At 52.9% G+C, this 14,799-nt stretch carries 13 protein-coding genes, 1 tRNA gene and 1 pseudogene; 11 read left to right on the top strand and 4 right to left on the bottom strand.

The window, feature by feature from the left end; all coding sequences use genetic code 11:
* Nucleotides 1-44: 44 nt before the first annotated feature.
* The 8 genes and pseudogenes from QWU00_RS06390 to QWU00_RS06355 form a co-directional block, all read left to right on the top strand.
* Nucleotides 45-431, top strand: coding sequence for a 5-carboxymethyl-2-hydroxymuconate Delta-isomerase (locus tag QWU00_RS06390; RefSeq protein WP_035380209.1), 387 nt, complete (start codon nucleotides 45-47; stop codon nucleotides 429-431).
* A gap of 52 nt (nucleotides 432-483) precedes the next feature.
* Entirely contained in the window at nucleotides 484-1,998 is a 1,515-nt protein-coding gene (gene hpaE / locus QWU00_RS06385; protein ID WP_035380207.1) for a 5-carboxymethyl-2-hydroxymuconate semialdehyde dehydrogenase, read from the top strand.
* Nucleotides 1,999-2,075: 77 nt separating this feature from the next.
* A complete protein-coding gene (hpaD, locus tag QWU00_RS06380; protein ID WP_035380205.1) occupies nucleotides 2,076-3,056 on the top strand; it encodes a 3,4-dihydroxyphenylacetate 2,3-dioxygenase in 981 nt (326 codons plus the stop codon).
* Nucleotides 3,057-3,072: 16 nt separating this feature from the next.
* A complete protein-coding gene (locus tag QWU00_RS06375; protein WP_035380203.1) occupies nucleotides 3,073-4,527 on the top strand; it encodes an NAD-dependent succinate-semialdehyde dehydrogenase in 1,455 nt (484 codons plus the stop codon).
* 20 nt (nucleotides 4,528-4,547) lie between these two features.
* A complete protein-coding gene (locus tag QWU00_RS06370; RefSeq protein WP_035380201.1) occupies nucleotides 4,548-5,417 on the top strand; it encodes a fumarylacetoacetate hydrolase family protein in 870 nt (289 codons plus the stop codon).
* Nucleotides 5,417-6,220, top strand: a complete 804-nt coding sequence (gene hpaH / locus QWU00_RS06365) for a 2-oxo-hept-4-ene-1,7-dioate hydratase (RefSeq protein WP_035380199.1) — start codon at nucleotides 5,417-5,419, stop codon at nucleotides 6,218-6,220. The genes QWU00_RS06370 and hpaH overlap by 1 nt, the downstream gene beginning before the upstream one ends.
* 11 nt (nucleotides 6,221-6,231) lie before the next feature.
* Nucleotides 6,232-7,005 (top strand): 4-hydroxy-2-oxoheptanedioate aldolase, encoded by a 774-nt coding sequence (gene hpaI / locus QWU00_RS06360; RefSeq protein WP_035380197.1) that lies wholly within the window; start codon nucleotides 6,232-6,234, stop codon nucleotides 7,003-7,005.
* A gap of 83 nt (nucleotides 7,006-7,088) precedes the next feature.
* Nucleotides 7,089-7,272 (top strand): annotated as a pseudogene (locus QWU00_RS06355) (transposase); the annotation flags it as partial.
* A 139-nt stretch (nucleotides 7,273-7,411) separates the two neighbouring features.
* Here QWU00_RS06355 and QWU00_RS06350 read toward each other — a convergent pair.
* The 3 genes from QWU00_RS06350 to QWU00_RS06340 form a co-directional block, all read right to left on the bottom strand.
* Nucleotides 7,412-7,654: a hypothetical protein gene (locus tag QWU00_RS06350; RefSeq protein WP_231551686.1), complete on the bottom strand. Its 243-nt coding sequence runs from the start codon at nucleotides 7,652-7,654 to the stop codon at nucleotides 7,412-7,414.
* Between the two features lie 57 nt (nucleotides 7,655-7,711).
* A complete protein-coding gene (locus tag QWU00_RS06345) occupies nucleotides 7,712-7,912 on the bottom strand; it encodes an LIM domain-containing protein (RefSeq protein WP_231551685.1) in 201 nt (66 codons plus the stop codon).
* Nucleotides 7,913-8,045: 133 nt separating this feature from the next.
* Nucleotides 8,046-8,121 (bottom strand) — tRNA-Glu (locus QWU00_RS06340).
* A 235-nt stretch (nucleotides 8,122-8,356) separates the two neighbouring features.
* Between QWU00_RS06340 and QWU00_RS06335 the strand changes: the two genes are divergently transcribed.
* Nucleotides 8,357-10,696 carry a TonB-dependent receptor gene (locus QWU00_RS06335; protein WP_035380195.1) on the top strand — a complete coding sequence of 780 codons (2,340 nt, stop codon included), beginning with the start codon at nucleotides 8,357-8,359 and terminating at the stop codon, nucleotides 10,694-10,696.
* A 314-nt stretch (nucleotides 10,697-11,010) separates the two neighbouring features.
* Entirely contained in the window at nucleotides 11,011-11,475 is a 465-nt protein-coding gene (locus QWU00_RS06330; RefSeq protein ID WP_231551684.1) for a helix-turn-helix domain-containing protein, read from the top strand.
* 157 nt (nucleotides 11,476-11,632) lie between these two features.
* On the opposite strand, the gene QWU00_RS06325 is transcribed toward QWU00_RS06330, so the two are convergent.
* The gene (locus tag QWU00_RS06325) at nucleotides 11,633-13,909 is read right to left on the bottom strand and encodes a TonB-dependent receptor (protein WP_081939052.1); all 2,277 of its coding nucleotides are present in this window, start codon (nucleotides 13,907-13,909) and stop codon (nucleotides 11,633-11,635) included.
* Nucleotides 13,910-14,123: 214 nt separating this feature from the next.
* Between QWU00_RS06325 and QWU00_RS06320 the strand changes: the two genes are divergently transcribed.
* On the top strand, nucleotides 14,124-14,783 hold the full coding sequence (locus QWU00_RS06320; RefSeq protein WP_231551683.1) for a YceI family protein: 660 nt from the start codon (nucleotides 14,124-14,126) through the stop codon (nucleotides 14,781-14,783).
* The last annotated feature ends 16 nt before the right edge of the window (nucleotides 14,784-14,799 follow it).

Genomic DNA, 14,799 nt, shown 5'->3' with positions numbered 1-14,799 from the left:
TTAACAAGTTAAGTAAATGTGCTGACTGAGGTGGGAGGATTCCCGTGCCGCACTTATCTCTCGAATATTCTGCAAATCTACGAGGAAAGGTCGATTTTACAGAATTATGTATCAAACTTCGGGATGCAGTCCTGGGAACCGGGCTTTTTGAAATAGGTGCCATCCGCGTCAGGGCTTTTGAAGCATCGGCATGGGCGGTTGCGGACGCTCTTCCGGAGAATGGGTTTGTCGATATGTCTTTCCGAATTGGGAGGGGCCGGTCTCAAGAAGAAAAAAAGCAGGCAGGAGAAGCTATTTTTTTCACTGCTACGAATGCGATGTCCGGTTTACTGGAAACGCAAAATTTCGCTCTTTCACTAGAGATACGAGAAATAGAATCAACGCTGAGCTGGAAGAAAAACGCCATGCATGATCGGCTAAGAAAACAGTAAAAACAGAACAAAAACAAAAACAAAAGCCGAAAGCTTGGAAAGGATAAGATGGATGTCAACTTTAGAAGAAAATGCAAGAAAGGCGAACGAATACATTACACGTATCCGCGAAAAAGGTGTGCTCAACCGTATTGGTGGGAAAGAATGCCCCGCGATCAGTGGCGAGGTTTTTGAAACACTATCGCCAATTGATCTCAAGCCGCTGGCGTCCGTTGCGAAAGGTGATGCGCGAGACATTGATCAGGCAGCAAAAGCTGCGAAAGCGGCTCAACCTGCGTGGGCTGCATTGAGCGGAGCGAAACGTCGGGAGATTTTGCACACTATCGCTGACGCCATTGAAGCGCGTGCCGAAGAAATTGCATTTCTGGAGTGCCTGGATACAGGTCAGTCGCTGCGGTTCATGTCAAAGGCGGCGCTTCGCGGTGCTGAAAATTTCCGGTATTTTGCAGACAAGGCACCTTCTGCCCGTAACGGACTTTCCCTGCCCACAGGCGGGCAGGCCAATATAACCACACGTAATCCTGTAGGGCCGGTGGGTGTTATCACTCCGTGGAACACGCCTTTTATGCTCTCAACATGGAAGATCGCACCCGCTTTGGCCGCGGGGTGCACGGTTGTTCACAAACCTGCCGAGTTTTCACCCATCACGGCATCGGTTCTGGTGGAGATTGCTGAGAAAGCCGGATTGCCCCCCGGCGTGTGGAATCTAGTGAATGGCTTTGGAGAAGACGCTGGCGCGGAACTGACACGACACCCGGATATCAAGGCGATCGCCTTTGTTGGGGAAAGTGGAACTGGTTCGCTGATCATGAAGCAGGCCGCAGATACTCTGAAGCGTTTTCATTTTGAACTCGGCGGGAAAAATCCAATTATTGTCTTTGCTGATGCGGACTTGGAACGTGCAGCTGATGCGGCTTCGTTCATGATTTACTCTCTCAATGGGGAGCGGTGCACTTCATCTTCACGCCTCCTGGTGGAGGCAAGCATCTATGACAAGTTTACCGCTGCTCTTGCCGAGCGTGTAAAGACCATAAAAGTAGGGCATCCGTTAGATCCAGACACGGTTGTCGGTCCGCTTATTCATCCCGTTCATGAAAAGAAAGTTCTTGAATATATCGATATCGGTAAGGAAGAAGGTGCCACGATAGCTGCTGGTGGTGGAAAGGCCGATGGTCCTGGTGGTGGATGTTATGTTGCCCCTACACTTTTCACACATGCGACCAATAATATGCGCATTGCGCAGGAAGAAATCTTTGGCCCAGTTCTGACCGCAATTCCCTTCACATCGGAAGAGGAGGCTGTTCTTCTGGCGAATGATACCCAGTACGGACTTGCCGCTTATCTTTGGACTTCAGATGTTACCAGATCCTTCCGTGTTTCGGACAAGCTTGAAGCCGGCATGATCTGGGTGAATTCAGAGAATGTGCGGCACCTCGATACACCGTTTGGCGGTGTCAAAGCCTCCGGCATAGGCCGCGATGGCGGAGACTGGTCATTCGATTTTTATATGGAAACCAAGAATGTTTCCTTTGCAACAGGCGTCCACACTATTCCGAAACTGGCCTGACAGGCCGGGTTCTCGGACTTCATAAAAATAAAAATCGTACCTGACAGGGCCGTCAGACAAACGAGTGGAGAATAAGAATGCCGATCAGCCCGTTCAACCTTTACCCAGATTTCAATATCCTGCGTCTCAGCCATGTTGAATTGGTGGTGACCGATCTGGCCCGCAGCCGCGCCTATTACGCGGATCTGCTCGGTTTGCAGGTCACAGACGAAGACGCAGATCATGTCTATATGCGTGCGCTTGAGGAGCGGGGACATCACTGCATGGTGTTACGCCGCGGTGAGAAAGGAGAAGTCGGTTATCTGGGTCTTAAAGTTTTTTCAGAGGAAGATCTGGACAAGGCGGAGCGGTACTTCCGCAACCTGGATCATAAGGTCGAGTGGGTCGAGCGTCCCTATCAGGGGCGTACTCTGCGGACGCACGATAATTTCGGCATCCCGCTCGAATTCTACTTCAAAATGGACCGTCTGGAGCCGATTCACCAGAAATATGCGCTCTATCACGGGGTAAAACCGCTACGCATTGACCATTTCAACTGCTTTTCACCCGATGTTGATGCGTCGGTCGAGTTTTACAATAATTTAGGCTTCCGCGTAACAGAATATACGGAAGACGAAAGCACAGGCCGCTTATGGGCGGCCTGGATGCACCGCAAGGGCGGCGTGCACGACATGGCGTTCACAAGTGGCGTCGGACCGCGCCTGCACCACACAGCTTTCTGGGTGCCGACCCCGCTGAATATCATTGATCTCCTCGATCTGATGTCCACCACCGGTTATCTTGCCAATATCGAACGTGGCCCTGGCCGTCATGGAATTTCCAACGCGTTCTTCCTGTATCTGCTTGATCCGGATGGACACCGCACAGAAATCTACTGCTCGGACTACCAGACGGTTGATCCTGATCTCGAACCAATCAAATGGCAATTAACAGACCCTCAGCGCCAGACATTGTGGGGAGCACCGGCGCCTAGATCATGGTTCGAACATGGTAGCGAATTCCGTGGTCTTGAAACGAGGCTGCCTGTGGCGACGGCCAGCCCGATCATCGCGCCGTAAGAAAAGAGATCGGGCCATGAAGCTTCAGGATCTATCCCTGTTTCGGGAAGCTGCGCTGGTGGGTGATCGCTGGATTGCTGCCTCATCGTCATCTTCCATCCCTGTAACCGATCCTGCGACGGGACAGCTTATTGGTTCCGTCCCTGATCTTGGTGAGGCAGAAACAGCAGAGTCAATATCGGCTGCTGTGCGTGCCCAGCGGGCTTGGGCAGCCCGCACAGCAGCCGAACGCGCTGCCTTTCTGCGTCGGTGGTATGATCTCGTCATGGCCAGTAAGGCCGATCTTGCCAGAATCATGACGTTCGAACAGGGAAAACCCCTGAAGGAAGCAGAAGGCGAAATTGAGTATGGAGCCAGCTTTATCCTCTGGTTTGCCGAGGAGGTTCGCCGCCTGTATGGTGACCTCATTCCGGGGCATCAGCCCGATAAGCGTATTCTGGTAGCCCGCCAACCCGTTGGCGTTGTTGCAGCAATCACGCCCTGGAATTTCCCCAATGCGATGATTACGCGCAAAGTCGCCCCGGCTTTGGCCGCAGGCTGTGCCATCGTGCTCAAACCGGCAATACAGACACCGTTCTCAGCCATTGCCTTAGCGATTCTGGCGGAAAGAGCGGGTCTTCCCGCAGGACTTTTCAGTGTCATTACCGGAGGCGCCAGAGAAATTGGCGCGGAGATGACATCGAATCCTGCTGTGCGTAAACTGACGTTTACCGGATCAACCGAGGTTGGTGCGCTTTTATACGCTCAATGTGCGCCGACAATCAAAAAACTTGGTCTTGAACTGGGCGGAAACGCCCCTCTGATCGTGTTCGACGATGCAGATGTTGATGCCGCCGTGGACGGCGCACTGATTGCAAAATTCAGAAATAATGGTCAGACCTGCGTGTGTGCAAACCGGCTTTATATCCAGTCAGGTGTTTATGACCACTTCGCAGAAGCTCTGACTAAAAAAATCACGTCCCTAAAGACAGGAAACGGTTTCGCGGAAGACGTTACATTCGGCCCGCTTATCGACAATGCTGCTGTGGAGAAGGTCAGAGAGCATATCACAGATGCGATTGAACATGGCGCACGTGTTCTTGCAGGTGGAAAATCACATGCGCTGGGCGGACTGTTTTTCGAGCCAACCGTGCTAACCGATGTGACCAATCAGATGCGTGTGGCCCACGAAGAAACTTTCGGGCCTTTAGCTCCCCTGATCCGTTTTGAGACAGAGGAGGAAGTGATAGCTGCCGCAAACGATACGGAATTTGGACTGGCATCCTATGTATTCACACGTGATGTCGCTCGGGTCTTTCGCGTGAGCGAAGCACTTGAATACGGAATGGTGGGTGTTAACACAGGAGCTATCTCAACCGCAGAAGCGCCTTTCGGCGGAATCAAGATGTCCGGCCTTGGACGGGAAGGCTCGCGCTACGGTCTCGATGACTTTACAGAGCTCAAATATATCTGCCTTGGCGGCATTGCCTGATCAGAAAGCGAAATTTTTCCATGACTGCAAAATTTCTTACTTTTTCCTATGAGAATGTAACCCGCTACGGATTACTTCATGATCGGGGAATCACGGATCTATCGCGCCTCTATGGTGATCGGTGGCCCGGCCTACGAGAGGTTATCGAAGCAGGCGCGCTGAACGAACTGGCAACATCCGCGCCACGGTTGGTCGATTTCCGTGAAGAGGATATTCGCTACGAAATTCCTGTTACTAATCCAGAAAAAATCATATGCGTCGGTGTTAATTTTCCTGATCGTAACGAAGAATACAAGGATGGTCAGGCTGCGCCGTCCAATCCGTCCCTGTTTATTCGCTTTCCGCGCAGCTTCGTAGGCCACAAAGAGGCTCTGATAAGGCCGCCAGAATCTTTACAGCTCGACTATGAAGGGGAAATTGTCCTCGTAATAGGGAAGGCTGGACGGCGAATCTCTCAGGAAAATGCTCTTGATCACGTCGCCGCTCTGACCCTCTGTAACGAGGGCACGATCCGTGACTGGGTCAGGCATGCGAAATTCAATGTGACACAGGGGAAAAATTTTGATCGCACTGGTTCAATCGGTCCTTGGTTGATTCCTTTTACCTCAGAAGATCAGATCCGCGATATCGCGTTGAGCACCCGTGTCAATGGAGAGGTCCGTCAACAGGACCGTACCTCGAGGATGATCTTTTCTTTCAAGAAAATTATTTCCTACATATCAACCTTTACAACACTTGTTCCTGGCGATGTCATTGTCACCGGAACACCAACAGGAGCGGGAGCCCGCTTCGATCCGCCAGTGTGGCTGACGCCAGGTGATGTCATTGAAGTTGCTGCCGACGGGCTGGGTGTTCTTCGTAATTCCGTTGTTGACGAGGATCTGACGTAATGCTGTCTCCCGAACAGATTAGAGCAGAAGCAGATAAACTGGATGAGGCGGAAAAAACACGAATACAGACGGGGCTGATTTCCCAACGCTATCCCGATTCTTGTCTTGATGATGCCTACGCCATTCAAGATGCCTGGGTCAGCCGTAAGACTGCGTCAGGACGAAAAATCATAGGATGGAAGATTGGCCTGACATCAAAAGCCATGCAATACGCGCTGAATATCGATACACCTGATTCAGGCGTTCTTCTGGATAACATGCACTTTGACGATGGTGCCGAAATACCCGCTGACCGATTCATTCAGCCACGGATTGAGGCCGAACTTGCTTTCGTGATGAAAAAATCACTCCGTGGACCCGGAGTCAGCATGTTCGATGTCATTGCTGCGACGGATTATATCGTTCCAGCACTCGAAATTCTCGATACGAGGATTGTACGTGTGGATCGGGAAACGGGTCATGCACGGACAATTATCGACACCATTTCGGATAACGCTGCCAATGCCGGTATTGTCCTTGGTTCCGTTCCGGCGGCCCTCGATAAAATCGATATCCGATGGGTGGGCGCGATCGTTTCCCGTAACGCGGTTGTTGAGGAAACCGGGCTAGGGGCAGGCGTACTCAATCATCCCGCACGCGGTGTGGCATGGTTGGCAAACCGGCTGGCGCAATATGGCGGCGGCATCAATGCAGGGCAGATTGTTCTCGCAGGGTCTTTCATCCGCCCGGTCGAAGCCCGGCACGGTGATACGATAACGGCTGATTATGGTCCTCTCGGAACAGTAAGCTGCTTTTTTAGATAAGGAGTGTCTTCATGCCGGCACCAGTGAATGAATTCAAAAAGGCTCTGCGTTCTGGGGAGTGCCAGTTTGGGTTGTGGGTGGCTCTTGCCAATGCTTATACAGCCGAAATATGCGCTGGAGCAGGGTATGACTGGCTGCTGATTGACGGCGAGCATGCGCCAAACGACATCCGTAGTATCATGTCGCAGTTGCAAGCCATTGAAGGAAGTAGCAGTCACGCCATTGTCAGGCCGCCTGTTGGTGAGACCTGGATGATCAAACAGGTTCTTGATATCGGGGCACAGACCATCCTTGTTCCAATGGTCGAGAGCGCTGCTCAGGCGCGTGAGCTTGTGCGTGCTGTTCAGTATGCGCCGCAGGGTGTGCGCGGTGTGGGTGCCGCCCTTGCGCGAGCCTCTCGTTTCAACCGTGTGTCTGATTATCTCCAGACAGCAGGAAACGAAATTTGTCTTTTGCTACAGGTGGAAAGTCGCCTCGGCCTTGCGGCTCTGGATGAAATCTGTGCTGTTGAGGGTGTTGATGGAGTGTTTGTCGGGCCAGCAGATCTTGCCGCAGATCTCGGTTATATTGGGCGACCAGGTGAGCCGGAAGTTCAGCGTCACATCGAAGCGGCTCTACGGAAAATTATTTCCCATGGAAAGGCTGCGGGCATTTTGACCGCTGATTCTGCTCTGGCAAAAAGCTACGTGTCTGCAGGAGCTGCTTTTGTCGCTATCGGAACCGATGTCGGTCTTTTGGCCACGGGGAGTAGGCGTCTTCTTGAGGATTTTAAGAAGGTTTCCTAACCTTTTTGGGATTTCTACGGCCAATCAACATTCATAATTTCCAAATAGCCTGATTGTTGATTGATAGGTCTCCGTGTTGATGTGTGGAGCGGGTCAAGCGATACGAACTGAGCGCAGGCAATGGGAGCGGATCAGGGTTCTGTGCCCGGGAAAGTGAGTGAGTCTGGGGGGACGGGTTCGGATAACCGTCTGTTCGTAAAAGGATGTTTATGGGTCATGCGATCTGGTGCGCACTGGTGCGATCTGCCTGAACGCTATGGAAACTGGTGACTGACTTGATGTTCAGGCTCTCGCCATCAATTGAAGCCAGCTTCCCCTCATGGAGGTGGAGACGATGTCCAGCACAAGGACGAATAAACGGAATGCGGCAGATGCGACCTGCCAGCACACCTGCGCGACCATGCGTTCAAAGCTGGAGGGCGTGCATCATGTCGGCGGCTAGAAGCGGAGCTGTAGTGATAGACTCTCGTGACCTGTTACGTTTCCCGGCTGCTGCGGAGTATAGTGGTCTTGCCAAAGGAACATTGCGGAACCAGCACAAGACGCTGGAAATCAGATCGACCAGCGCAAGCTGTGCGATCTCGTCCTGAAGAACGGAGGGGATGTGACCTGTGCGATCATTATCCCAGGCCTGTATCTCCTCACGCATATAGCGGTCGACCAGTTCGTGAACGGTTTGACGTTCCAGTAGACGCGTATCCTGAAACTACCCAAGCTCTAGTTTGGCGGAGGTCGTATCCAGCCAGCGTCGGGCCAGTTTGGTTGACGAAAAGGTCTGATGAATTCTCTCGCCGCCTGCAATGCGCTTGCGGGCCCCATACTGGCCCTTGCCGCGATATTCCACTTCTGCAGGGGGAGCGCGGCCTGTCACAGGATCGATTTTGGCAGAAGTGATTCGATCTTTCATGGTGAGCCTCGCTTGAGCCCAGCATAGCCTTTTCATGGGCCGATTGGGACCATGTGCTTATCGTCTTTTTTTGGCGATGGGCCCAAAAGCAGTCAATCATTCCGTGACCAAAACTCTAAGGCATTGGAAAGATTGGCGTCCCGTACGGGATTCGAACCCGTGTTGCCGCCGTGAAAGGGCGGTGTCCTAGGCCTCTAGACGAACGGGACTGGAGGCGTGCGGACGATCTACGGGAATTTTGGAGTTTGCACAAGAGAGAAATTGTATTGTTTGAGCAGAATAGTCTCAGGCAGGGGCGGAAGGCTGTTAGAGCGCGAAAGTGCGGCAGAAAAGAAACACTTCCCGCTTAAGAGGCCAGTTTCCTCGAAATGATGTTGAAACGTTATATCATAACAAATATGAAGCGACGACTGTTTCGATTCTGGTGGTAAGGGTGTTCTTTTGATGCGCGTGTCTCGTTTCTCTTTTGTACTGGCGAGTTCAGCTTTATGTGCCACAACCGGATTTCTGGCTCCTGTGGAGCAGGCTCGCGCCCAGACGGTCAAAACGGATCAGGCTGTGGTGCCGCAGCCAGCATCTTCCGTGGCGGTGTCTTCTGCTCACTCGTCAGCCAAACCTGTGGCACAGAGTCAGGTGGGCACATTGGCGAACGGCAGATCAACGGGGCGTGAAACGGTAAAGATCGAGCCAGGGCTTGCCAACCATCCGGAACGGGTAACGGTAACGGCTCATCTGGATCAGGCCCGTTCGGATTTGCAGCCTGACACGGGCGCGACTGTTTACAGATTCAGCCGTAAGACCATTGAAACCATTCCAGGGGGTGATAACGCTCCGCTGAATCAGGTGCTGTTGCAAGCGCCCGGTGTAGCTCAGGACAGTTATGGTCAGATTCATGTGCGTGGCGACCATAATGAGGTGCAGTTTCGTCTGGACGGCGTGCAGTTGCCCGAGGGCCTGAGCGTGTTTGGCCAAGCGCTTATGACACGCTTTGCCGACAGCATGTCTTTGACAACGGGGGCTCTGCCCAGTGAGTTTGGCTTCCTGCAGGCTGCTGTTGTAGATATTACCACCAAAAATGGCACAACCAATGCAGGCGGAAACGCCTCCATTTATGGTGGCGCGCGCGACTACTTTTTCCCCTCCCTGCAATATGGCGGTCACCATGGGAAATGGGACTATTTTGCCACGGCTGATTTTGTGCATGACCGTGTGGGGATTGAAAACACAACCGGATCATTTAACGCCCTGCATGATTTGACCAATCAGTACCATTTCCTTGGGCACTTACGTTACACGGCGGATGAGAACACCCGTATCAGCTTTATTGCAGGTGTCTCCAACGCGGAATATCAGTTGCCCAATAACCCGGGCCAGCAAACCCAGTTTTCTCAGCCGTCTTATAGCGGCAGTGATCTGGCGCAGCATCTGGATGGCAGCGTGGACAGCGCAAGCCTTGATGAACACCAAAAGCAGATTACGGATTTTGCAATTCTGGCTCTCCAGAAAGAAATTGGTAAATTCAGCCTGCAAAGTTCCGTGTTCTCTCGCTACAGCAGCCTGCGCTATTCGCCTGATCCGCTGGGGGATCTGGTGTATAATGGTATTGCGCAGAGGGCGGCGCGTTCTGTCTTTTCCATGGGCACGCAGCATGACGTGACATGGCGGGCAGCGCGTGACCATACCGTGCGCTTTGGGTTTCAGGTTTTTGTTGAACGCTCTGTTTCAAAAACGGACTCCCGCGTGTTTGCCCAGACGGGTGAGGATGAAGACGGAGAGGCTGTGTTCAATGATACGCCTGTTGCTGTGTATGATGGCAGCGGCAAGACGGGAACGGTTTACGGCCTGTATGCGCAGGACGAATGGAAACCACTGAAAAACCTGACAATCAATTACGGCCTGCGGTTTGATGGTGTGAGCCAGTACACCAGCGAAAAACAGGTCAGTCCCCGTTTGAACATTGTATGGACACCGTGGCACGGAGGTACCCTCCATGCAGGTTATTCACGTTATTTTACGCCACCGCCGTTTGAGGTGGTCAGCAGCACATCCCTGTACAAATTTGCCAATACCAGCGCTGCGGCGGCAAATTACCAGAACAGTACCGTCCGGGCTGAGCGCGACCATTATTTTGATGCCGGGTTCCAGCAACAGATCCTCCCGGGATGGCGGGTGTCCTTTGATGCCTATTACAAGCTGGCACATAACCTGATTGATGAAGGGCAGTTTGGAGCCCCCATTATCCTGAGCGGCTTTAACTATCGCCGAGGTCAGGTGAATGGGTATGAAGTCAGCACGTCGTATGACAAGGGGCCGCTTTCCGTTTACGGAAATTTCGGGTGGTCCCGTGCGATCGGCAAGGATATCACCAGCGCTCAGTTCAACTTTGAAAACGATGATCTAGCTTATATCAAGCACCGCTGGGTGCATCTGGACCATGATCAGCGCTGGACGGCCTCTGCTGGAGCGGCTTACACCTTCTTCCATCAGGGATGGCATCCGCTGCGGGTGTCTGCCACCATGGTTTATGGCAGCGGCCTACGGGCGGATGGGGATGTGCCCAATGGGGTTTCCTTGCCCCAGTATGCCACCTTCAACTTCTCCGCGGTGCAAAGCTTCAAGAATTTGTTCGGGCATTCGTTCCTGGGCAATACGCAGGTGCGGCTGGACGTTATGAACCTGTTTGATCGCACCTATATGCTGCGAGACGGGAGCGGAATTGGTGTGGGGGCACCTCAATATGGCCTGCGCAGGACTATTCTTACGGGTATTTCACAAAGCTTCTAAAACAGATGTGAAATAAAACCTTACAAATGGGAATGCGCATACACGATTTTTTGCGTGAATAGATAATTTTTATTTATCGTGAACCTCTTTTCATTTTGCCCCACACATATCATATGTGTGGGGCCGTTCGCATTTGGGGGAATGGTAAGGAAATATACGCCTTGCGAAGCAGAATTTACGCTCCCATGTGTGGGATTGGAAGGGAGTTTGCGTTTTCAGTTCTGTTCTTTCTTGTGGAAAGCGGACGCATGGCGGTAAAAGCCGCGGTTTGAGACGTGCGGACTGTGTCCGATGTTTTCTTGTGGAGAAGCGGAATGGTGCAATCTAGACGGACTATCAAGGAGCAGACGCCTCTTCAACGTGCGGCGTCTCCTTCTGGAAAAGACGATCATGAGGTTGAAACGGAAAAAGAGGAAATGATTTCTCCCGGTTCAGATCTTGGGCAAAGAATGAAAATTCTGCGCAAGGCCTCTGGCATGACACAGCAACAGGTGGCGGATGCGCTTGGGGTGTCTCGTCCTGCAATTGCATTCTGGGAAACCGGGCGGGAAGGAAGTGCGCGCAAGCATATTCCTAATTTGGCACGCCTGTTTGGTGTGGACCCGGAAATTTTTCTGACAGGATATGTTCAGGCCGATATCGCCCTGACAGTCTCTCCTGATGAGCATGATATCATCAAGCTTTATCGTATGCTTGACCCTTCCCGTAAGGTCTCAGCCCAGAAGTGGATTGAGAGACAGGTCAGAATGCTGCAAAAAAGTGGTAACGGCGCAGATTAAGAAAAGTGGCTGGTCGGTTTCTGGTACCTAAGGCCAGCGCGTGTGACCTTGTGTCAAAGACCATGCTTTCGACTGCCCCAAGAGAGGCAGTCGGTATGGAGGCATCAGTCACTCAATTACAGAGGAAATACTCTCTGCAATCCCGTGCGTTCAGGCGTTAGAAGTCGGCTTCAATGGTGAAATGGAAGGTGCGGGGGAGGCCAGCATAGGCGCTATTGTTGGCGTTCGCGTTCGCACCGTTTAGAGATGTGGGGTAAACAGACGCCCAGTAGCGTTCATTGGTGGCGTTTGAAACGCCAAAACGGGCCATCCATGGGTGATGGGCTGCCCGAAAAGCAAAGCGGGTGCCCAGATCGAGCGTTACGTAAGATGCGGCAAAGGTTGTATTCTGCACATTGGCGGCGCGGCGGCCCGTGTAATGCACGTTGGCGTTGAATGCCAGACGGGAGGCAAAATCTCCCAACGTACGGGGCAGGCGATAATCCAGCAGCAGGTTGGCTTGCACGGGGGGAGCCCCTACAACTTCCTTATGGCTAGTGGAAGTAACGCCTGTATCGCCCATCTGGGCGTCCAGCCATGTCATGCCCGCCAATACGGAAAGGTTGGGCAGAATGTAGCCCGCCACCTGAGCTTCAACCCCATAGTTTCGCTGGGTGCCAAAATTGCCATAGATGCGGGTGGTTGGGTCGAGAAAAGAGTAAGGGCGTGTCATACGGAAGCCCGCAATATTGATCTGGAGTTTGCGGATCATGACTTTGTAGCCCACCTCGTATTCCTCACTCCGCAGAGGGGCTGTGATCTCGTTTTCGTTGGCGGAGCCTGCGGGCGCAATTCCTCCGGCCTGAAAGGCGCGGCCATAGGTAAAATACGCCGTTTGATTTTCAGTGGGTTTGTAGATCAGGCTGGTCATGGGGCTGAAGGCCGCACTCTTATTGTAAGACGTGTGGGTGCGGGTGGCTGCAGTGGGGTTGCTCCAGCTTTCCGAGCGCAGCCAACTCCAGGACAGGGTGCCCATAATGGACCAGTGTTTGTTGAACTGAAGCGTATCTCCCACAATGAAGGTCTGGTTGTTGATGTAAGCAGATCTGTAACGCCCATGGTAATAGGGCTGGGAGCCGGAAAGTTGGCGCGGATTATACATGTTGGATGTACCCAGCCGGAAGCTTTCTCCTCTGGTGGGATTGTAATTGCCCATCATGTAGCCATTGGTGCCGATCACCAGATCATGGGTGATGAAGCCAGTCCTTACTCGGCCATTGATATAGGCCAGATTGCTGCCCACACGGAAATCATTGGCGGTTGTTGCTGCGGCAATGGTCTGTGAATAATCGCCCGCATTGTTCAGGATGGTGTTGGTTGTGCCAAAAGCCTGACGGATGGCATCCTGATACAAACCACCTAGTGTAACGCTCCAGTTTTCATTGAAACTATGTTTGACCTTGGCCAGAAATGTATTGGTTTCCATGTTGTAGCCGGAATATTTCTCGCCAAGGCCAGGATTGCTCAGGTCTGGGGCTTTGGGCAGATCAATGGTGCCAGAATAGGCAAAACCTGAAGCCTGACCTCGTTGTGCGTAGGTATAGTGGCTGGCATCCACCTCAATGGTGGTTTTGTCATCAATCCGGAAGTCAAAATCAGCGCTGACCAGATTGCGGCGCATCCAGCTATCCTGCACGTAGGTCGTGCCATCACCATGCAGCAGGTTCAAACGGTAGCCAAACCATTTGTTACGGCCTAACCGGCCGGAAAGATCGGCGTTTTCCATCAAGGACCCAATGGAATCCACCCCGACAACCAGGCGGTTCAGGCGGTCTTCGGTCGGGCGTTTGAGGTTGTAGGCAAAAGTGCCAGCCGGGTTCTGGGCTCCATAGAGCGCACCGGCCAGACCATTGAGCACCTGAAGGTTGTCAAACTGCTCTGCGGCGTAGGGGGTGGTGGAAACGGCGTTCAGCCCGTCAATCCGGGTGTTGGCTACAACATCGGCCTCAAACCCGCGAGACTGGGGGCGGCTTGTGTGGGGATCTCCGCGGATTTCCAACTGGACGGAGGGCATGTAGGCCATCAGATCATTGATGTTGCGAGACTGCTGATTGACAATCACATCATGCGGCACGGTCATGATGGAGAACGGAGTGTTCAGCGTTTTGCGTGTGCCTAACGGCCCCAGCGTGGCGGTGGTTTTGTTGTAATCCGCCAGCGCGCCAGAGGCCGTATGGCCGGTAACAACCGTATCTTCCTGCTTCCCTTTGACAGGAGTGGCCAGCAGGATTTTGTGTGCCTGACTATTCCGTTTTTCCTGTGCTACACTTCCGGTTTCGGTTTTTGGAGCAGTGTGGGTATCGGTCGTGGAACCGGAAGCTGCCAGTGCGAGAGGAGTGTAACTGGTTGTGCCAAGGGCACTTAATGCAAGCAGGACGGAAAGGCGATATTTCATCTGACAATGGCAGCCTTGTGCGGATGGAGGCAGGAGAGTGAGCATTTTCTGCCGCGATGGGCAGAGTTTGTCTATATTCATCCGTATATAAATATGAGGGCCGTATGGGAAGAGAAATCTCACGGGCCCGACAAGAGAGCGAAAGTCTCCGGATGGTCAAAAAAAGGGGCATGTGGAACCTCCCGCGCTCTGAACTGTCATATCCCTACGGAGAATGAGTGTGGAGAAAGCAGGGATCGCAATGTGGAAGGGCCATTACGCTCTATTGGTTGTGGCAAGCATGTGTGCGGGCGGGCTGGAAACCCAACCGGCCTATGCAGCAGGGTTCCAGCCTGTGGTGATTCGCTCTCAACACGTGGAGGAAGGGCCGTATCACGTTGATGGGCTGCGCACCCAGATTGTCTTTTCTGTCTCCTGTCTGGGCATGAGCTGGTACCGGGGTTTTTTGTCCGGGGTATCTGGCCAGTTGTGGCTGGACCCGCAGCATCCTGAAAAATCTCATGTAAGCCTGAAGGCGCCTGTGTCTTCCATTACCACCACCACCGGCGATGTTTCCCGCATGTTGATGGAAAAAGACTGGTTTGAAGCGCGGACGTACCCGGTTGCGGAATTTATCTCTACGGAGGTGACATCAAACGGACCATCCGTTGCGACCATCTCCGGCAAACTGACCCTGCATGGGGTGACGCATCCGGTCACTCTGCGGGCGCATTTTGTGGGGGCGGGAGAGAACCCGATCAATCATTCTTATGATGTCGGGTTTGAGGCGCAGGGCATTATTCAGCGGAGCGCGTTTGGCCTGACGAATGCACTCCCTGCCGTGGGGGATGATGTCACCCTTACCGTCAGTGGGGTGTTTGAAAAGGAACACTGACGGCACGGTTGGCAGG

Origin of the sequence: Acetobacter tropicalis, assembly GCF_030644465.1 — a bacterium.
In the GTDB taxonomy this organism is placed as follows: domain Bacteria; phylum Pseudomonadota; class Alphaproteobacteria; order Acetobacterales; family Acetobacteraceae; genus Acetobacter; species Acetobacter tropicalis.
The sequence above is the reverse complement of the archived record's forward strand: the minus strand, read 5'-3'. Positions and strand labels throughout refer to the sequence as shown.